Annotated in this window: 20 protein-coding genes and 1 tRNA gene; 11 read left to right on the top strand and 10 right to left on the bottom strand. The window is 67.5% G+C overall.

Annotation, left to right across the window (positions count from 1 at the left end; genetic code table 11):
* Positions 1 to 130 precede the first annotated feature (130 nt).
* Positions 131 to 313, top strand: coding sequence for a hypothetical protein (locus ACK4SE_RS09120; protein WP_409691473.1), 183 nt, complete (start codon positions 131 to 133; stop codon positions 311 to 313).
* Here the strand turns inward: ACK4SE_RS09120 and ACK4SE_RS09125 are convergent.
* The 3 genes from ACK4SE_RS09125 to cydD form a co-directional block, all read right to left on the bottom strand.
* Positions 284 to 358, bottom strand: a tRNA-Val gene (locus tag ACK4SE_RS09125). The genes ACK4SE_RS09120 and ACK4SE_RS09125 overlap by 30 nt on opposite strands.
* Before the next feature lie 74 nt (positions 359 to 432).
* The gene (locus ACK4SE_RS09130) at positions 433 to 2097 is read right to left on the bottom strand and encodes an amino acid ABC transporter ATP-binding/permease protein (RefSeq protein WP_409691476.1); all 1665 of its coding nucleotides are present in this window, start codon (positions 2095 to 2097) and stop codon (positions 433 to 435) included.
* Complete coding sequence (gene cydD, locus ACK4SE_RS09135) at positions 2094 to 3698, bottom strand: thiol reductant ABC exporter subunit CydD (RefSeq protein ID WP_409691479.1); 1605 nt, start codon at positions 3696 to 3698, stop codon at positions 2094 to 2096. The genes ACK4SE_RS09130 and cydD overlap by 4 nt, the downstream gene beginning before the upstream one ends.
* A gap of 149 nt (positions 3699 to 3847) precedes the next feature.
* Here cydD and ACK4SE_RS09140 point away from each other — a divergent pair, with 149 nt between their 5' ends.
* The 5 genes from ACK4SE_RS09140 to ACK4SE_RS09160 all read left to right on the top strand — a co-directional run bounded on the left by ACK4SE_RS09140 (position 3848) and on the right by ACK4SE_RS09160 (position 8999).
* Positions 3848 to 5431: a cytochrome ubiquinol oxidase subunit I gene (locus tag ACK4SE_RS09140; protein WP_409691695.1), complete on the top strand. Its 1584-nt coding sequence runs from the start codon at positions 3848 to 3850 to the stop codon at positions 5429 to 5431.
* 26 nt (positions 5432 to 5457) lie between these two features.
* Positions 5458 to 6606 (top strand): cytochrome d ubiquinol oxidase subunit II, encoded by a 1149-nt coding sequence (gene cydB / locus ACK4SE_RS09145; protein WP_409691482.1) that lies wholly within the window; start codon positions 5458 to 5460, stop codon positions 6604 to 6606.
* A gap of 19 nt (positions 6607 to 6625) precedes the next feature.
* The gene (gene cydX / locus ACK4SE_RS09150; protein ID WP_409691485.1) at positions 6626 to 6772 is read left to right on the top strand and encodes a cytochrome bd-I oxidase subunit CydX; all 147 of its coding nucleotides are present in this window, start codon (positions 6626 to 6628) and stop codon (positions 6770 to 6772) included.
* A 57-nt stretch (positions 6773 to 6829) separates the two neighbouring features.
* Entirely contained in the window at positions 6830 to 8224 is a 1395-nt protein-coding gene (hemN, locus tag ACK4SE_RS09155; protein WP_409691488.1) for an oxygen-independent coproporphyrinogen III oxidase, read from the top strand.
* A gap of 118 nt (positions 8225 to 8342) precedes the next feature.
* Positions 8343 to 8999 (top strand): OmpW/AlkL family protein, encoded by a 657-nt coding sequence (locus tag ACK4SE_RS09160; protein WP_409691491.1) that lies wholly within the window; start codon positions 8343 to 8345, stop codon positions 8997 to 8999.
* Positions 9000 to 9065: 66 nt separating this feature from the next.
* Here the strand turns inward: ACK4SE_RS09160 and ACK4SE_RS09165 are convergent, their stop codons facing one another.
* The 3 genes from ACK4SE_RS09165 to ACK4SE_RS09175 are packed head-to-tail and all read right to left on the bottom strand — an operon-like array spanning position 9066 to position 11012.
* A complete protein-coding gene (locus ACK4SE_RS09165; protein ID WP_409691494.1) occupies positions 9066 to 9698 on the bottom strand; it encodes a hypothetical protein in 633 nt (210 codons plus the stop codon).
* Complete coding sequence (locus ACK4SE_RS09170; protein ID WP_409691497.1) at positions 9698 to 10654, bottom strand: universal stress protein; 957 nt, start codon at positions 10652 to 10654, stop codon at positions 9698 to 9700. Before ACK4SE_RS09170 ends, ACK4SE_RS09165 begins: the two co-directional genes overlap by 1 nt.
* Complete coding sequence (locus ACK4SE_RS09175) at positions 10638 to 11012, bottom strand: c-type cytochrome (RefSeq protein ID WP_409691500.1); 375 nt, start codon at positions 11010 to 11012, stop codon at positions 10638 to 10640. Before ACK4SE_RS09175 ends, ACK4SE_RS09170 begins: the two co-directional genes overlap by 17 nt.
* A gap of 243 nt (positions 11013 to 11255) precedes the next feature.
* Here ACK4SE_RS09175 and ACK4SE_RS09180 point away from each other — a divergent pair, with 243 nt between their 5' ends.
* From ACK4SE_RS09180 to ACK4SE_RS09200, 5 genes are all read left to right on the top strand, one after another.
* On the top strand, positions 11256 to 11891 hold the full coding sequence (locus ACK4SE_RS09180) for a helix-turn-helix domain-containing protein (protein ID WP_409691503.1): 636 nt from the start codon (positions 11256 to 11258) through the stop codon (positions 11889 to 11891).
* A gap of 104 nt (positions 11892 to 11995) precedes the next feature.
* A complete protein-coding gene (locus ACK4SE_RS09185; protein WP_409691506.1) occupies positions 11996 to 13453 on the top strand; it encodes a PAS domain S-box protein in 1458 nt (485 codons plus the stop codon).
* Positions 13450 to 14058, top strand: a complete 609-nt coding sequence (gene fixJ, locus ACK4SE_RS09190) for a response regulator FixJ (protein WP_409691509.1) — start codon at positions 13450 to 13452, stop codon at positions 14056 to 14058. Before ACK4SE_RS09185 ends, fixJ begins: the two co-directional genes overlap by 4 nt.
* A 70-nt stretch (positions 14059 to 14128) precedes the next feature.
* Positions 14129 to 14725 carry an NAD(P)H-dependent oxidoreductase gene (locus ACK4SE_RS09195; RefSeq protein WP_409691512.1) on the top strand — a complete coding sequence of 199 codons (597 nt, stop codon included), beginning with the start codon at positions 14129 to 14131 and terminating at the stop codon, positions 14723 to 14725.
* A 76-nt stretch (positions 14726 to 14801) separates the two neighbouring features.
* Positions 14802 to 14924, top strand: a complete 123-nt coding sequence (locus ACK4SE_RS09200; protein ID WP_409691514.1) for a hypothetical protein — start codon at positions 14802 to 14804, stop codon at positions 14922 to 14924.
* Positions 14925 to 15081: 157 nt separating this feature from the next.
* On the opposite strand, the gene ACK4SE_RS09205 is transcribed toward ACK4SE_RS09200, so the two are convergent.
* The 4 genes from ACK4SE_RS09205 to cpdR all read right to left on the bottom strand — a co-directional run bounded on the left by ACK4SE_RS09205 (position 15082) and on the right by cpdR (position 19043).
* The gene (locus ACK4SE_RS09205) at positions 15082 to 16095 is read right to left on the bottom strand and encodes a sensor histidine kinase (RefSeq protein WP_409691517.1); all 1014 of its coding nucleotides are present in this window, start codon (positions 16093 to 16095) and stop codon (positions 15082 to 15084) included.
* Between the two features lie 148 nt (positions 16096 to 16243).
* Complete coding sequence (locus ACK4SE_RS09210) at positions 16244 to 17401, bottom strand: alpha/beta fold hydrolase (protein WP_409691520.1); 1158 nt, start codon at positions 17399 to 17401, stop codon at positions 16244 to 16246.
* A gap of 60 nt (positions 17402 to 17461) precedes the next feature.
* Positions 17462 to 18361, bottom strand: coding sequence for a manganese catalase family protein (locus tag ACK4SE_RS09215; RefSeq protein WP_409691523.1), 900 nt, complete (start codon positions 18359 to 18361; stop codon positions 17462 to 17464).
* A gap of 325 nt (positions 18362 to 18686) precedes the next feature.
* Positions 18687 to 19043, bottom strand: a complete 357-nt coding sequence (gene cpdR, locus ACK4SE_RS09220) for a cell cycle two-component system response regulator CpdR (RefSeq protein WP_409691526.1) — start codon at positions 19041 to 19043, stop codon at positions 18687 to 18689.
* Between the last annotated feature and the right edge of the window lie 39 nt (positions 19044 to 19082).

Consider the following 19082-nt stretch of genomic DNA (forward strand, 5'->3'; position numbering starts at 1 on the left):
CTCGGCCAGGCGTCATGGCGTTGCGGAAGACGAAGTCGCCCCGGCCGCGTTGTCGCGACGCGCGGCGTCGGCTCCCAACTGATACCCGGAGAAGAGGCCGACAAAGAGAGCCAGCCCGACGATTGCGGCGATGACCAAGGATCGCCGGGTGATCGGATTTTCTTCAGCCATAGGCGGGGAAACGCTCGACCGGCCATCATGGTTCAGCGGCGGCGCAATCGTCCCGCAAATCCCCGGACCGCTTGAGGACGGTTCATCGGCAATGACGATGTCATGGGGAAAATGGTGGACGCGACAGGGATTGAACCTGTGACCCCCTCGATGTCAACGAGGTGCTCTCCCGCTGAGCTACGCGTCCGCCGTAAGCCTGAGGGCGAGCCCCCGGGCGGGAAGGCGCGGTCTATAACCTGTGACCGAGGCCGACTGCAAGCCTCAAAACCGCTGCGTCTCGGCCGGCAGCAGGGATCGCGCGTCAGTCGCAGGGCACGGGCGGCGTTGCGCGCCGACGTCGACGGTCAAAGGACAAAGGCGGACCGGCGCGGGATGGTGACTGACGAGGAGGAGGCCCTGCCCCGTGCGGACCAGCCTGTGCTCCAGCGCGTCCAGCACGCGGGCCTGGGTGGCGGCGTCGAGACCTTCCGTGGGCTCGTCCAGCAGCAGCCACGGCGTGTCCCGGAGATAGGCTCGGGCCAGCCCGAGCCTGCGGCGTTCGCCGCCGGAAAGGAATTCGCCGCCCGCCCCGACAGGAGCATCGAGGCCGCGCGGGTCGGTCTGGATACGATCCGTCAACGCCGCGTCCTCCAGAGCGCGCCACAGGGCGGCGTCATCGGCCGGGCCGGCCAGCAGCAGGTTCTGGCGCACCGTGCCGTCGATCAGACGCACGTCCTGGGCGGCGTAGGCGAACAGCGCGCGGCGCCCCTCCGGACGAATCTGCGCGGCGTCGGTTTCGCCGACGAGCCACTCGCCGGGCCGGGCGGGACGCAGACCGGCCAGCCGCTCGATCAGGCTGGTCTTGCCCGCGCCCGAGGGGCCGGTGAAGGCCAGCCGCGTGCCCGGCGACAGGTCGATGTTGCGGGCCGCCAATCTCAGGCCGTGGGAGGTGGCCGCGGCGCGCAGGTCAGCGGACGGCTCGGTTGTCAGGTCTTCAAGACGGGTCATGGCCTTGGTGGCGGCGCCGTTCTGATGGAGCGCTCCGGCGAGCCCGGAGGCGGCCTCCACGCCCATAACCGCCGCCAGCACCGCCAGGGCGGTCATGGGCAGGGAGGCGCCGACGGTGGCGGGCGCCACCAGCACCACCGCCAGAGCGGTCACACCAGACTGCCACAGCGCGATCCACCCCGCCGCCAGGGTCAGGCGGGTCTGGATCGCGTCGTGCCGGGCGGCGATCGAGGCGATGCTGTCAGCGGCCCAGTCCTGCAGCCCGTAGGCCTTCATCTCGGGCGCGGCGGCCTCCAGCGCACCGATGTGGTCCTTGAGCGCGCCGACGGCGACCTGCAGCTCGCGCCCGGCCGGATCCGCCAGCCGCCGCGCCAGAATTACCGACCCCAGCGCGCCAACGCCCAGGGTCAGGGCCAGCAGCAGCCCGGCTGTGAGTGTCGCCATACTGGTCAGGATGATCGCGGACATGGCCCCGGCGCCAAGCGCCCACGGCGTCGAGAGACGCACGAACAGGGTCTGGATCGCATCCACGTCCTGGATCAGGCGCGCGGACGCCTCGCCGGAGGACAGGCCGAGCGCCCGTTCCGGCGGGGCGGCGGCCAGCGCGCTGAACAGCTGGGGCCGCAGACGGGACAGCGCCCGCAGGGCGGCTTCATGCCCGGCCACGCGTTCCACATAGCGCGCGCCGGTGCGGATGATGGCCAGCAGGCGGATGATCGCGCTGGGCATCAGATAGTTGAAGGTCTGGGCGGCCAGCAGGCCGGCCACGCCCGCCAAAGCCGCGCCGGTGATGAACCAGCCGGACAGACCCAGCAGACAGACCGCCGCCACAGAAACGCCGGCGCCGCCGGCGGCCGCCAGCCTGAGCCGGCCGCGCTCAAGCCGGCGCTGCCCGCCGCTCATGGCGCGGATGCGCGCGCCCTCGATGGCCCGGCTCACAGCCGCACCACGCGGTCGGCCATGGCCGCCACGGCGGTGGAGTGGGTGGCGATCACGGTGGTGCGGCCCCTGGCGGCCTTGCGGATCACATCCAGCATCGCGGTCTCGCTCGCAGAATCGAGGTTGGCCGTGGGTTCATCCAGCAGCATGAGGGGCGCGCGCTTGAGCATGGCGCGGGCCATGCCGAGCCTGCGGCGTTCGCCGCCGGACAGACCGCCGCCCCGTTCATCCAGGATACGATCCAGCGATAGCTCCAGCCCCGCCGCGCGGGCGGCTTCGGACACCTGTTCCAGCGAGGCGGTCTGGTCGGCGACCCGGATGTTGTCCGCCAAAGTTCCGGGAATGATGACGGGGTTCTGGCCCGCCCAGGCGATCTGGCCGGCGAAATGGCCCGCCTCGCCGAGGGGGGCGCCGCCGACCTCCACCTGGCCGCCGGACAGCGGCGCGAGGCCGAGCAGCAGGTGCAGAAGGCTGGACTTGCCCACCCCGCTGGCGCCGGTCAGGGCCACGATCTGGCCGGGCCGCACATCCAGGGTGAAGCGGTCGATCACCGGCGCGCCGGGACCATAGGCGATCCGCACCGCGTTGAAACGGACAGCGGGCGCGGTCATCGGCAGCTCGACCTGACGCTCCGGCACAGCCGCCTCGACCACCAGCGAAGGGACCGCGGCCTCGGCGGCCTGACGGTCATGGTAAGCTGCGGCGAGCCGGCGCAGCGGATGATAGACCTCCGGGGCCAGGGCGAGGACGAAGAACGCCTGCGCCAGGGTCAGGGCTTCGGGCACGGGAAACGGCAGCAGGCCCAGCAGGTTGAAGCCGCAATAGACGGCCACCAGCGCCACCGACAGTGCGGAGAAGAACTCCAGCACCGCCGAGGACAGGAAGGCCACCCGCATCACCCGGGCCGAGCGAGTCTCGAGCTCGCGGGAGGCGTCTGCGATCTCCTGGCTGACGCGCGCCTCGGCGCCGAACGCCAGGACGGCTGGCAGGGCGCGGATGCGGTCGATGAACAGTCCGGACAGCCGCTCCAGCGCCGAGAATTGGCGGCGGCTTTCAGAGGCGGCAGCGGATCCGGCCAGGGCCATGCCGACGACGAAGGGAAACAGGGTGAAGACCAGCAGGCCCGCCGTGACCGGGCTGGCCAGGGCGGCCGTGGCGATGATGATCAGTGGCGAAACCCCGGCGGCGATGCGCAGCGGCAGAAAGCGGGCGTAGTAGCCGTCCAGCGCCGCCACGCCCTCGACCGGCGCGGCCAGACGATCGGCCGAACGACGGCCCCGCCTGAAGAGATCGGCCAGTAGACGGGCGCGCACATCGGCCTTCACGTCCCGGGCCACCGTCGCGCCCATGGCCAGCATGGCCTGGCTGACCAGCCCGCGCATGATCAGGCTGACCACCGCCAGGGCGAGCCAGGGCGCCGCCGCGGATAAGCCATCAGCGAAGCGGGCGACGGTCATGGCCAGACCGCCCGCGAAGCCGATGGCCGGCGCCACGTCGGCGACAGTCAGCAGCGTCGTGGCCGCCACCTTTCGCTTCCAGGGTCGCGCCGTGGCCTTCAGCCAGGCGGCGGGCGCGATGTCGCGCTCTACGGTCATGGTCATGATCAGATGTCGTCCCGGAAGCTCATCGGATGGCTCTAGGGACTGCGGCTCTTGCACACTTTGATCAGGATCAAAGTCGGAGGCGGCCGGTCCCGGCTAAGGGCCGTGAGACATCGGTCGTCGGGGCCGATTCCAGGAGTTCAGCCATGATCGACCTAGCGGTCGTCGACCTCTCCCGGCTGCAGTTTGCGCTGACAGCCCTCTACCACTTCCTCTTTGTGCCCCTGACTTTGGGGCTCTCGTTCATGCTGGTCATCATGGAGTCGATCTATGTGATGACCCGCCGGCCGATCTGGCGGACCATCACCCGGTTCTGGGGCGTTCTGTTCGGCATCAACTTCGCGCTCGGCGTCGCCACCGGGATCACCATGGAGTTCCAGTTCGGCATGAACTGGAGCTATTACAGCCACTACGTCGGCGACATATTCGGGGCGCCGCTGGCGATCGAGGGGCTCATGGCCTTCTTCCTCGAAGCCACATTCGTGGGCCTCATGTTCTTCGGCTGGGACAAGCTGAAGCCGGTGACGCACCTGTTCGTCACCTTCCTGGTGGCGCTGGGCACCAACCTGTCCGCCCTGTGGATCCTGATCGCCAACGGCTGGATGCAGAACCCGGTGGGTTCGACCTTCAACCCGGACACCATGCGGATGGAGGTGACGGACTTCATGGCCGTGCTGTTCAATCCCGTGGCCCAGGCCAAGTTCGTCCACACGGTCTCCGCCGGCTATGTGATCGCCGCGGCCTTCGTGCTCGCCGTGTCGGCCTTCTACCTGCTGCGCCGACGCCACGTGGGCTTCGCCAAGCGGTCCATGACCGTGGCGGCGGCCTTCGGTCTGGCGGCGTCCCTGTCGGTGGTCGTGCTGGGCGATGAGAGCGGCTACGCCCTGACCGACAACCAGAAGATGAAACTCGCGGCCATCGAGGGCATGTGGCGCACCCACGAAGCCCCCGCCGGGCTGAGCATCGTCGGCATGCCCGACATGGCCGCCCGGGAGACCCGCTACGAGATCCAGATTCCATGGGCCCTGGGGCTCATCGCCACGCGCAGCCTGGACGGAACCGTCGACGGCATTTTCGAACTGGTCGCCGTCGCCGAGGACCGCATCGAACGGGGGGTGCTGGCCTATGACGCCCTGGAGCGGATCAAGGCCGACACCACCGATGTGCGGGCCCGCGCGGACTTCGAGGTGCACCGCAACGACCTGGGCTATGGCCTGATGCTGCGGCGGCATGTGGAAGACCCCCGCGACGCCACGCCGGCGCAGATCATGATCACCGCCTGGGACACCGTGCCCAATGTGCCGCTGATGTTCTGGACGTTCCGGATCATGGCGGGGATCGGCTTCCTGATGATCGCCCTGTTCGCCACCGCCTTCATCCTGTGCACCCTGCGCAAACACGACACACGCTGGTTCCTGTGGACAGCCCTGCTGGCCATGCCCCTGCCGTGGGTCGCCGCCGAACTGGGATGGGTTGTCGCGGAAGTCGGTCGCCAGCCATGGGCGGTCGAGGGGGTTCTGCCCACCTTCCTCGGCGCCTCCAGCCTGACTGTTCCGCAGCTGTGGACCACCATCGTCGGCTTCACGCTGTTCTACGGCGCCCTGGCCGTGGTCGAGGTCGGACTGATCCTGCACACCATCAAGAAGGGGCCTTTCCACGAACTCAGCCTGTTCGGGGACCCTGACCCCCAGCCCGCCGACGCCGCGCGGGACCCCGCGCCCACCGTGGCCTGACCTCGTCTTTCAAAGGATATCCGATCATGGATCTGCCGATCGATTTCGCGACACTACGCGTCTTGTGGTGGGGCATACTGGGGGTGCTGCTGATCGCCTTCGCCCTCACCGACGGGTTCGACCTGGGCGTGGGCTCGCTGCTGCCCTTTGTGGCCAGGACGGACGAAGAGCGCCGCATGGTGATCAACACCGTGGGGGCGACGTGGGAAGGCAACCAGGTGTGGTTCATCCTGGGGGGCGGGGCGATCTTCGCCGCCTGGCCCCTCGTCTATGCGGTCAGCTTCTCGGGCTTCTACCTGGCCATGTTTCTGGTGTTGTCCGCCCTGATCCTGCGACCCGTGGCGTTCAAGTACCGGTCCAAGCGGACCTCGCCCCGGTGGCGGGCGTTCTGGGACTGGAGCCTGTTCATCAGCGGCTTCGTGCCTGCCCTGGTGTTCGGCGTGGCGGTGGGCAATGTGCTGCTGGGCGCGCCGTTCCGCCTGACCAGTGAACTGCGCATCTTCTATGACGGCACCCTGCTGGGCCTGTTCACCCCCTTCAGCCTGCTGGCCGGACTGCTCTCGGTCGCCATGCTGGTGGTGCACGGCGCCGCCTGGCTGAGCGTAAAGGCCGAACGGGGACCGGTGCTGGACCGGGCCAGAACTTACGGCACTATCGCCGCCATCCTGTCGCTGATCCTTTTCGCGGCCGGCGGCTTCTATGTGGCGTACGGCGGCGTCGGCTATGCGGTGACCGGGGGACTGGACGTCCAAGGCCCGTCCAACCCGCTGCGCGCCCTGACCGAGGCGGTTCCGGGGGCCTGGTTGACCAATTATCAGACCTACACCTGGATGCTGGCGGCCCCGTTCCTGGGCTTCGCCGGCGCCCTGGCGGCCCTGGTCGGGATGTGGCGACGGTCGGATGTGCTGGCCTTCGGCGGCTCGTCCGTCTCGACGGTCGGGATCATCGCCACCGTCGGTCTTTCGATGTTCCCCTTCATCCTGCCCAGTTCCATCGATCCGGCCTCCAGCCTGACCGTGTGGAACGCCTCCTCCAGCCACCTGACCCTGTTCATCATGCTGGTGTGCACGATCATCTTCCTGCCGCTGATCCTGATCTACACGACCTGGGTCTACCGGGTGCTGTGGGGCCGCAGCTCCACCGGCGCGCTGAAGACCAACCCTGACCTCTACTGAGCCGAGGAGCTCTCATCCCATGTGGTATTTCGCCTGGATTCTGGGCCTCGGCCTGGCGGTCGCCTTCGGCGTCCTGAACGGCCTGTGGCACGAGTTCCGCCTGTTCGACGAAGGGGACGCCGGGCTCTCGACGCCCGATCCCGAAGACGCCGAACCCGGTCACTGACCCTCCACTGTCGCGGCGCTTCAATCCGGGGCGCCGCGACTTTTTTTGAAGCGCTCCATGCTCACCCCCAGCCTGTCTGACCCAACCGCGGCCCTGCCTGCGGAGACCGTGCGTGATCTTATCGCGCGCTATGACGCCCACGCGCCGCGCTACACCTCCTATCCCACCGCCGCCCAGTTCACGGCGGACGTGGACGGGACGCGATGGGGCCAGTGGCTGGCGACGACGCCGGTGGACGCGCCGGTCTCGCTGTATCTGCACATCCCGTTCTGCAAGCGCCTGTGCTGGTACTGCGGCTGCAACACCCGGGCGATGAACCGCGTGGCGGTGATGAGCAGCTATGTGGACCTGCTGCTGGACGAAGCGGATCTGGTGCTGGCCCACATCGGGCGGCGCGTCCGGGTGGGGTCGATCCATCTGGGCGGCGGCACGCCCAACATGCTGCCGCCGGAGGAGCTGGAACGGCTCATGGCCGGTCTGGCCGCCCGGTTCGACCTGTCCGACTGCTACGACATCGCCGCCGAGCTGGATCCCGAGGTTCTCACCGACGATTGGGTGCGGGCCGCCGGCCGGATCGGCCTGAGTCGCGCCAGCCTGGGCGTTCAGGATCTCTCGCCCCGCGTGCAGGCGGCGGTCAACCGGCCGGAGTCGTTCGAGTCCATCCGCCGCGCGGTCGAAGGGCTGCGGGCGCAAGGAGTGACCTCGCTGAACCTGGACCTGATGTACGGCCTGCCGCTGCAGACCGAGGTCAATGTGGTGACCACCCTGGGCCAGATCACCGATCTGAAGCCCGACCGCATCGCGCTGTTCGGTTATGCCCACGTGCCCTGGATGAAGCCCCATCAGAAGCTGATCCGCACCGAGGACCTGCCGGACGCCCACGCCCGGTTCCTCCAGAGCCAGACGGCGACACGATACCTTCAGGCCAAGGGCTGGACGGCCATCGGACTCGACCATTTCGCCCTGCCGCACGACTCTCTGGCGGCGGCCCAGAAGGCGGGACGGCTGCGCCGCAATTTCCAGGGTTATACGACCGACACGGCCCCGACATTGATCGGCCTGGGCGCCTCGGCGATCAGCCGTGCGCCGCAGGGGTTCGCACAGAACATCGTCCAGGAGCGCGCGTGGCGCCAGGCAGTGCAGAACGGACAGCTTCCCGTGGCACGCGGCGTCGGCCTGAGCGATCAGGACATCCTCATCGGCGCGCTGATCGAACGGCTGATGTGCGACTTCACGGTTGACGTGGAAGCGTGCACCCGACTGCACGGCCTGGACCCCCACGGCCTGCGCGACGTCTGGCGCCGTCTGGAGCCCTTCGCGGCGGATGGCCTGATAAGGATCGAAGGGACGCGGGTCACGGTGACGCCCTTGGGGCGGCCTTTCGTGCGCGCCGTCTGCGCGGTGTTCGACGCCCATGCCCGCCCCGTCGGGCGACATGCGCGGGTGATCTGAAACGTCTTTCCCAGCAAGGACTTGCGCTAAATCAAGGCGCGGATTCCCGCCTGAGATCATCCTTCCGGCAAGACGCCGAAGAGGCCGCATGAGGCGACCGGGCGTCGGGGATGACATCATGAAAGCCAAAACCCTTATCCTCACCGCCCTGGCCGCGGCGGCCTGCGCTGCGCCGGCTATGGCCCAGAGCTACGACGCCTGGCGGGCGCCGCGCGCGGGCGACTGGCTGATCTCGGCGCGGGTCAGCAATGTGTCGTCGGGCGCGGACGACGCGATCCTGACCGCTGCCGGCGCCGACAGCGGCCTCGTCGTGGACGTGGGCGACAGCACCATGCCGACGCTGGGCTTCACCTACTTCCTGACCGATCACTTCGCCGTTGAGGCCATCCTTGGCGCCACCAGGCACGAAATCCGCGCCCGGGGACCGGCGACGGATGTGGCGGTACATGAGACCTGGGTGCTGCCGCCGGTGGTGACGCTGCAGTACCGTCCGCTGACCGAGGGACGGTTCAGCCCCTATGTGGGCGCGGGCGTGAACTACATGGTCTTCTTTGAAGGAGAGGACCTCAACGGGTACTCGGTGGACCTGGACGACGGCTTCGGCCTGGCGCTGCAAGCCGGGGCCGACATCGGGCTGCAGGGGCCGTGGAGCCTGAATGTGGATGTGAAAAAGATCTGGTTCGACACGGGCGCCGAGATCAACGACGGCGCCCTGACCAGCGACGTCAGCCTCGACCCCTGGGTGGTCTCGCTGGGTGTGTCGCGCCGGTTCTAGCACGACGCCGAACGACGGAACGGAGCGGCCCCCGATGCGGGGCCGCTTCTGATTCTGCAGCGCGCTTCAGCCGCCGCCCGGCGCCGGTGTCCGCGGGGTGCGGAAGGCGTACAGGGCTGCGGCGAGCGGAAAGACTACGGCGTATCCAAGGATGCCGATGTTGCGGATGTCCATGCGCCGGAGGACAGGGCCCAGCAGCCCGATCAGGGCGAGGGCCGCCGCCAGCAGCAGCAGACGGCGGATCCGCTTGCTGCGAACGGCCGGGGCCGCGCAGAACAGGGCCAGGGGGAAGAAGCCGTCCCACGCCAGGATGTCGACGGCGTAGACCAGCGATGGCCACTCGAACGCGAAGACTCCGGACCACGCCGCGTCCGTGAAGGGTGGCGTGCGGCTGAGGGTGAGAATCGAGAAATGAACCGTGGCGGTCAGCGCCGCCGCCACGGTCATGAAGGCGACCGCGAGAAGCGCGCCGATCCTCGCCTCGGACGCCGCCCGCGCGTGGATGGCGGCCATCATCGCCACCATCAGGGGCGCGATCAGCAGGATCAGCCCTTCCATCAGGGTGAACCACGGATCGGTGATGGGCGCGCCTGAGGGCGCCGTCACCAGGCCGATGACGAGAACGACCACATAGGCCGCGCCGAGTCCGGCCAGAGCCGCCGAACTCCCGTTCCGGCGCGGACTCAGCCAGCGGGTCATCAGTGTGCGAGCAGGACCGGAAATCTGGGATCCTTCAGGAGCGCGCCGGTCGCGCCGCCGAGCAGGAAGTCGCGCACCCGCGAATGGCCGAAGCCGCCCATCACCAGCAGGTCAGCGTCCTGCTGCTCCATATGGGCTTCCAGAACCTGGCCGATGGGCCGCCCGGCGGCCTCGACCTCATCGACCGTCGCCTGTACGCCGTGCAGCGCCAGATGCCGGATGACCTCATCGCCCTGGCCGGATCTGGCCGAGGGCTTTTCACCGATCACCGTCAGAATACGGACATCGCGGGCGCCGATGAGCAGGGGCAGGGCGTCACCGAGCGCGCGCGCCGCAGAGCGGCTTGCGTCCCAGGCCACGACGATGCGCTCGAATGTTCCGCTGTCCCGAAGCGGAGCCGCCTCGGGGAAAATCAGGAGCGGTCGACCTGACGAAAACAGCATCGATTCCGCCGCCGCCTTGTCGATTTCCTGCTCGGGGCCTATCGAGACCATACAGATGTCGGAGGTCCGCGCGGCACGGGAGAGCGCTTCGGCTTCGCCGAACATGTCCACGTCGCGGATGAAGGTCCGGCTCTTCAGCCCATACCCGGCGGCAATCCCGGACCATGCGGCGGCGGTCTTTTCGGCCACGGCGGCGCATCGACGGTTTTCTTCGCGGATCAGGTCATCGGTCTGGGCCAGGAAATTCGCCAGACGGTTTCGCGCGGGTTGCATCTGGACCTTGAAGACCATGGCGGCGAGTTCGCCGCCGTCCGGCCCGCAGCCCAGCCGCATGGCTATAGCCGCCGCATTGCGCATGGCCGACTCGGGGATCGGCGTCGGGTAGGTGAAGAGCGGCAGCAGAATATCTTTGTACGCCATGGGGCCTCGGCTGAGCGATGGGTGCAGGTCAGTGAGTGAGCAGCAGGCCGGGTGACCGGCTGAAGATGTTGTGGAGTTACAGCCGGCCCTCACGCTCCAGCCTGCGGAAGTAGGCCATCAGGTCGTCGATCTCGCTGGCCCGGTACCGGTAGGGCGGCATGTCGGGATGGGAGGTCACCAGGCCGCGGCCGAAGTCCTCTTCAAGGAGGAAGAGATCACGCCTGGCCGCGATCTCGCGGAACGTCGGCGCGGACGGCAGGGGACTGGAACCGGTCAGTCCCACCGCATGGCAGCCTGAACAGGTCGAGCGCACGATCAACTCCGCGCGTTCGGCGGCGGCGGCTTCCATGCCGGTGGAATCGAGGCGGGCGTCTCCGGTCGCGCCGATTTCTGGAGAGGGCGCGCAGGCGGCGGCTGACAGGGCCAGGCCGGCGATGAACAGATTACGCATGGCGTCACTCCTTGAGGCGCGGGACAGCCTGGGCTGCGAAGGCGCCTGAGGCCCGCGCTGGGCGTAGCAGGGAATCTGCACGCGTCGCCGGGATCGAGTCTTGTGGCGCAAGGTATCGCGCCCGGCGGCGCGCCGCCTTGATCCAGATCAAGGGTGCGGCGGCCTCCGTAGAATCCCTTAGGGGACGCTCCCGAATTTCCGGCTCTGTCCCGCCCGCCTAGCTTGGGTTCAAGGAGCAAGCCCATGACCCTTCTGCATTCCGCTGTTCAGGCGCCCCGCCATCACGAGCCCCTGGACGGACTCGGCGTCCGGATGGTGTTCGCGCGGGGCGAGGACATCTACGCCCAGGATGAGAAGGCGGATCTGCTGTACCGGGTCATCTCGGGCGCGGTGCGCACGACGCGGATCATGAGCGACGGCCGCCGCCAGATCGGTGACTTCTATTTCAGCGACGACATGTTCGGGCTGGAGTGCGGACCGACGCACCGGTTCGCGGCCGAGGCGCTGACTACCTGCGAAGTGCTGGTCTTCAAGCCCGGGGCCGCCCTGCCCGGGCGGGTCGGAGACGCCCGCATCCAGGCCGCCTTGTGGGAGGCCACCACCCAGGAGCTGGAGCGGTCGCGCGAGCACCTGATGCTGCTGGGGCGCCATACGGCGCTGGAGCGGGTCGGCGTATTCCTGCTGTCGTTGAGCCGCCGCATGGGTCAGGGCGAACTGGCCATGGGCCGGCAGGACATGGCCGACTATCTGGGCCTGACCATCGAGACAGTCTCGCGCATGCTGTCCCAGCTTCAGGCCGAGGGTATGGTCGAGTTCTTCGGCGCGCGCCGCTATCGCCTGCTGCGGCCAGAACGGCTGCGGGCGTGGGCCGACGCCTGACGGTGCGTTCTGCCACCGGGTCCGGCGACACCGCGCCGGAAAGAATTGGCGGCGTTCGGGCCCCGCGTGATAGTGCCCGAGGCCTCTTCCTTGCGGCGGTGGGCATGCGGCTGAGCAATCTGACGGTGGTCAAGAGGGACGACCTCATTCGCGGCGTCCTGGCGGTAATCGCGGGCGTCGCCGTCGTGCTCACGCTGCGCTTTGGCCTGGATGAGACCTTCAGCGATCGCAGCTTCTTTCTGCTCTACCTGCCGGTGGTGCTGCTGTCGGCCGCGCTCGGCGGACGCACGCCGGCCCTGGCGGCCACAGGCCTTTGCCTGATCCTGTCGATCCTGTTTCTGGGCGAGGCGCTCTGGACCAATCTCGCCAACACCCTTGATGCGGTGTTGTTCCTGATCATCGGGCCCGTCGTTGCGCAGATGGGGCATATGAACCTCGCGCGCCGTCGACAGGCCGCCGCGCGGCAGGCCCAGCTTCAGTCCATCCTTGATACCGTGCCCGAGGCGATGATCGTCATCGACGAAAAGGGCATGATCCAGTCGTTCAGCGCGACCGCCGAGCGCCTGTTCGGGTGGCGAGCCGCGGAGGTGGAGGGCCGCAACGTCAAGGTGCTGATGCCCTCGCCCTACCGCGAGGATCACGACGGCTTCATGGAACGCTACCGGACCACCGGCGAACGGCGCATCATCGGCATCGGCCGCATCGTCGTAGCGCAGCGGCGGGACGGGTCCACCTTCCCAATGGAGCTGGCGGTCGGCGAGGCGAAGTTCGACGGCGACCGCTTCTTCACCGGCTTTGTGCGCGACCTGACCGATCGGCGCGAGCAGGAGCGCCGGCTGCAGGAGTTGCAGGCCGAGCTGGTGCACGTGTCGCGTCTCAGCATCATGGGCGAGATGGCGTCGTCCCTGGCGCACGAACTCAACCAGCCCCTGGCCGCCATCAACAACTACATGAAGGGCTCCGCCACCCTGCTGGAGCAGTCCGATCCCGACCTGGAGCGGGTACGGGACGCGCTCAGGAAGGCGGGAGACCAGGCGCTACGGGCCGGCGACGTGATCAGCCGCCTGAGGGAGTTCGTCGCCAAGGGCGGCACGGAGCGGACGCCGCAAGATGCAGTCAAGATCATGGAGGAGGCCAGCGCCCTGGGCCTGATCGGCGCGCGACCGCTGGATCTGCGGGTCTCCTATCAGTTCGATCGGGCCGCAGGACCGGTGCTGGCCGACTCCATCCAGATCCAGCAGGTGGCGCTGAATCTCATCCGCAACGCCGTGGAAGCGATGGCGGGCGAGCCCCGGCGTGACCTCGTCATCGGCGTTGCTGCCCACGACAAGGGCCTGGCCCGGATCTGGGTCAGCGATACCGGAAAAGGTCTCGCGCCCGAGGTTCAGGCCCGGCTGTTCCAGCCCTTTGTCACCACCAAGGCGGACGGCATGGGCGTCGGGCTTTCGATCTGCCGGACCATTGTGGAGGCTCACGGCGGTTCTATCTGGTGTGAACCGAACGACGGCGGCGGGACCGTATTCGCCTTCACTGTTCCCCTGGCAGGAGAGGACACCGGATGACCGACCGTCTGGTTCATATCGTGGACGACGACGAGGCCATGCGCGAGTCGCTGTCCTTTCTGCTCGACGTCGGCGGCCATGCGCACCGGACGTATCCGGATGCCCGGACCCTGCTGGATCGGAAACGGGATCTGGAGCCCGGCTGCATCGTCACGGACGTGCGCATGCCGGGTCTGTCGGGGCTCGACCTGCTTCGACGCATCAGGTCCCTTGAGCTGCCCCATCCGGTCATCATCATCACGGGCCACGCGGACGTGGCGATGGCGGTCGAGGCGATGAAGGCAGGCGCCTGGGATTTCTTGGAGAAGCCCTTCGACGACAGGGTGTTCCTGCGCCTCGTCGAGGCCGCCCTGGCGGTTTCGACATCGGCCGCGACGCCCGCCGCCGCCGCTGCAGGCGATGCGCCGGAATGGCTAGGCCGTCTCAGCCCCCGGGAGCGCGACGTGCTCGCGGGCGTGGCGGCTGGCAAGTCCAACAAGGAGATCGCCCGCGACCTGGAGATCAGCGCGCGCACAGTCGAGGTCTACCGGGCCAATCTCATGACAAAGGCCGGCGTCCGAACCCTGTCGGACCTGATGCGGCTGGCCCTGGGGGCAGGCTACTGACCCGTGCGGGTGACGATTCTCCGTTGATCTGGATCAAGGCCGATTGCCAGGCGAGCGACGATCATGTCGCATGGACACGCACCGCAAGCCGCCCCGGCGCATCCTCATCATCGAAGGTCATCCCGACCCTTCGCCGCAGCGCCTTTGCCACGGCCTGGCGGAGGCGTACCGCGAAGGTGCGCGTGAGGCCGGCCACACCCTGCGCACCCTGATCCTGGGCGACCTGGACATTCCGCTGCTGAACAGCCGCGCCGCCTGGGAGGGCCCTGCGCCGCAGATCGTCGAGGCCTGTCAGCAGGACCTGCTGTGGGCCCAACATGTGGTGGTGATCTATCCCCTGTGGCTCGGCGATGTGCCTGCGGTCCTGAAAGCCTTCATTGAACAGGTGTTTCGCCCCGGGTTCGCCTTCGATCCGAAGCGGAAGGCCACAGGTGGACAGCTCAAGGGCCGATCCGCACGCCTGGTCGTCACCATGGGCATGCCGGGCTGGCTTTACTTCAGCTGGTTCAGCGCACACAGCCTCCGGATTTTCAGGCGTAATGTCCTGCAATTTGTGGGCATCGGGCCGGTCAGAAACACAGTGTTCGGCATGGTCGAGGGAGCGTCTGCTGAAAAGCGGCGTGTCTGGCTGGACGAAATGACCCGGCTCGGCCGCCTGGGCGTGTGAAAGCAGCCCAAATCCTTGATCCGGATCAAGGACGCAGCGGCTCCACCCAAACAGAATGGAAAAAAAGGAGATCAGCATGCCCCTGTCATCCCTCATTGTCGTGAGCGCCGTGATCGCCGCCTTCTCCGCCTTCATCGTGTCGGTCGGCGGCGTCGCCATCTGGTCCAACCGCAGTTCGCGCGACGCCGGAAACAGGTGAAGACGCAGGCACGGACCGCCAGCACGTGCTGCGGGAGACCACTGAACTGATCAGTCACCGGTTACCGCTGGAGCAGGCGGCCGACGGCTACAAGAACTTCCACGACAATCCAACGAATGCACCAAGGTGGTGTTCAAGCCGAACTGAGTGCAGGCCCTCAGGCGGGTACGGGGGCCGGGTCAGCCGGCTGTCCGGGCTCGGCCGGCTCCTCATCCATAAGGGCCAGCAGAAGGCTGCAGTGAGCCCCTTCAGGTGGAAACTGAATGTGGGCCCGCCCGCCGTGTTCTGCCGCGAACGTCTGACGGATCAGCCGGGCGCCAAACCCTTCACGCGTCGGAGGGACAACGGCCGGACCGCCGCTTTCCCTCCACAACAGCGTCAGAAAACGCTGTCCCTCGCCGTTGTGAGCCAGATTCCAGTCAACCGCGACCCGGCCGTCCGGCGTGCTGAGCGCGCCGTACTTCGCTGCATTCGTCGCCAGTTCATGACAGGCCAGGGATACGCTTACCGCCTGCGAGGGATGCAGGCGCACAGGCGGGCCCTCCATCCGGATCGGCGATGGATCCCGCTCGTAGGGCGCCAGCACCTCGCAGATCAGCGTCCTGAGATCGGCCCCGGCCCAGTTTTCGGTGACCAGCACATTGTGGGCCTGGGACAGGGCGATGAGGCGGTTGGACAGCCCCTCGCGGACTGACTTTTCGACTCCGGCCGCCCGCAGTCCCTGTTCGGCGATCGACTGAACGGTCGCCAGGGTGTTTTTCACGCGGTGGTTCAGTTCGTTCAGCAACAGCACGCGCTGCTCCTCCGCGTGCTTGGCGGGGGTCTCGTCGCGAAAGATTTTCGCCAGCAGCCCGCCGGCGCCCAGGTCCACAGTGACGCCGTTGCCCCAGAACAGGCTGCCGTCCTTGCGCTGGTGCCACCGGCTGTCCTCGGCGCGGCCCTCCCGCAGGGCGGTCTGGACTTCAGCCTGTGGCATGCCGGCCGCCTGATCTGCGGGCGTGAAGAGGTCGGCGATGTTCATGCCCAGCGCGTCCTCGCGGCTGTAGCCCGTGATCGCTTCGGCGCCTGCGGCCCAGGCCGTAATGTGGCCGTCGGGCGCCAGGCCGATAATGCCATGGCTCCGGACATTCTCGATGATGAGCCGTGCGAGCGCGACGTCGTTGAGGGACATGGGGTCGTTCCTTCGATGCACAGGTCAAACGGTGAACGCGCATCGAGGGTCCGCGCCCGCAATAATAATGCATGCGCGCAGCGGCGTTCGGGCTCTAACGGCGGGGCCGGCTGGCGGCCCGCCACCGGGAAGCTCGCCTGAAGGGCGCCTACCCCACGGCCTGTCCGTAGGGGGATACGCGGACCCGGATACCGTCAATGAAGCTCGCCACCGCCATGTTGTAGACGTCGGCTCGCTCCAGAAAGCCCATGTGGTTGACGCCTTCGACGACCTGCAGGTGGGCGTGCGGAATGGCCCCCGCGATGGTCCGGCTGGCCTCCAGCCTGGTCACGATGTCCATGTCCCCGCCGATCACCAGAACCGGGACCGGAATGGTCGGCAGGGCGGCCGTGGCGTCCCACCCGAACATGGCCAGGTTTCCGCGCGCCTGTACCCCGGGCGGGTTGCGGGTCATCAGCAGGGTCGTGTGGTCCAGCTGGCTGCGGGTGACGAAGCGGCCGAAACCGAAGCGATTGGCCACATGAGCCATGCCGCTCAGGTAGCTCTGCCAGGCGCTGAGCCAGACGAGAGGCTGAAGCACGATGGCCGCCATCATCAGCGGGGTGAGGACGGGCAGTCGGATCGCCTGGAAAAAGGGGCTCAAGATGATCGTTCGCAGAGGATTGATGTGAGTGGTGTTGATCAGCACCAGCCCGACCACTTCGCGGCCCAGCATCTCGGGATAGTCGCGGGCCAGTGTCTGGATGGTCATGCCGCCGATGCTGTGTCCGACCAGCACGACCGGTCCGCCGGTGTCCTTGATGAGGGCCCGGAGGTTCGCCGCAAAGGCGGTCAGGCTGACGCCATTCGGCTTGCCGGCCTTCGACTCGCCAAGGCCGGGGAGGTCCCAGGTGACGACCCGGAACCGCCGGCTCAAGTCCGACTTGGCGTAGTTCCAGATGGTGCTGTCCATGCCCCAGCCGTGGGTCAGGATCACCGTCGGCGCCCCGGCGGGGCCCAGGGTCTCCACATAGAGCTCGGCCCCGTCCACGCCCTGCACACGGGCGCCGGCGATCCGCACCGGCATGCTGGCCACATGGTCCTTGCGCGCCAGCAAGGGCAGCAGCGCCCGGCGACCCAGGAATGACCATGCCAGCAGCGCCAGGGCGGTCCACAGCCGCCAGTCTTCCCGCACGCGCGTGACTGTCCCGTCTGGGTCGGCGATCAGTTCACCCTGATACCAGGACCAGCCCAGCCAGCCCGACGCCCCCAGAATGACCAACGACAGGACGTTGAAGAGAAACAGCAGCAGGATAATCGGAACCATGACGTCCTTCGGCGGCGCGGTCACCGCGCCGCCTTTCTTGTCGGAGGGAAGAGAAGTGGATCAGGACTCGAGTTTGGTGGTCTTGCCGGCTCCGGGGCCGGCGCCGAGATCCGCGCCCGTGACAGGATTGGAGTCCGGATTCGAAGCCGTGCGTGTGGCGAAGGCGTCGACGGCCTTGGTCTCCTTGGCCGACAGGCCGACGGCCGCCGTTCCGTCGCCGCCATCGACGGCGGACTGTTCTTCGCGCTCGTCGACAAACTCCCACTGTTCGCCTTCATTCCAGGGCCCGCGCGCCTCGCCTTCGCCCTGCGACAGGCTGTAGTACTTGTCGGCGAAGTCCGGGTGGCCGGGGATCTTGCCGGGCGGGAAGTTGGGCTCGATGGCGTAGAGCGCCTTCTCGAACGACTTCTGGTGGGCGACCTCGCGCGTCATCAGGAACGTGAGGGCGTCCTTGATGCCGGCATCGTCGGTCACATTGATCAACCGCTCATAGACGATCTTGGCGCGGGATTCGGCGGCGATATTGGACCGAAGATCGCAAGCAGGGTCGCCGATGGAGTCCACATAGGCGGCCGTCCACGGCACGCCGGCCGAGTTCACCAGCGCCGGGGCTCCGCCGTAGAGGATGGAGGTGGTGTGGCTCTCGCCGCCGGCGTTCAACGACATGTAGAGGTCAGCCTCCTCCATCGCGCCCTCGGCCAGCTCGCCTTTGACGCCGCGGTTCAGCATGGCGACGATGGAGCCGATGACCTCCAGGTGACTCAACTCCTCGGTGGCGATGTCCAGCAACATGTCCTTGCGGCCCGCGTCTTCCTCGCCCAGCGCCTGGGTAAAATAGCGCATGGCGGCGGCCAACTCGCCCTGCGGCCCCCCGAATTGCTCAAGCATAAGCGTGGCGAGACCCGGATTGGGCTCCGCAACCCTGACCGTATACATAAGTCTTTTGTTGTGAATGAACATGATGAGGCTCTCATAAAAACTTCAATGATTGCCTCGAAAACTTGGCGGTCAAAAAATTTGTTCCAGCCGCAAAGCTTGTGAGTCCGAATTCGGACGAAGCGATTTCTTTTCACAGGACGTCTTTTTTCAGCTTCGCTTTAGTATTCGTCTAGGATTTTCAAAGCGCTGCAGGGCCCAGGCACGGCCGGGTTTTCGTCCACGAGGCCGCCAGAGAGCGCCATGCGCTTCGTCATGCGACCGTGTTAGAGGCGCATGGCGGGAAATGGGGTCTGGACGTCCAGTGAGATTCTCGTGAGCGACCGGGGCGCTCACGACGGAGCACGCTTCAGGCCGCAACCATGCGCTCAACCTCAGCGACCAGGTCGCGCAGATGAACAGGCTTGGACAGCACCTTGGCCTGCGGCGTGGACTGGGCCGCAGTCAGGGCGACGGCGGCGAAGCCGGTGATGAACATGATGCGCAAGCCCGGCTGGCGAGCGGCGGCGATTCGCGCGACCTCGATGCCGTCGGCGCCCGGCATCACGATATCGGTGAGCAGCAGGTCCCAGGGACCGTCTTCCAGCGCGTCCACGGCGTCGTCGCCATTCTCGCACGCGGTGACTTCGTGCCCCGCTCGCTCAAGGGCGCGGGTCAGGAACCCGCGCAGGGAGCCGTCGTCTTCCGCAAGAAGGATTCGCGCCATGGATGCCGCCCCGTTGTGACTGGGCTCAAGGTAGGCCGG

Source organism: Brevundimonas sp. (assembly GCF_046293315.1).
Classification (GTDB): Bacteria; Pseudomonadota; Alphaproteobacteria; order Caulobacterales; family Caulobacteraceae; genus Brevundimonas.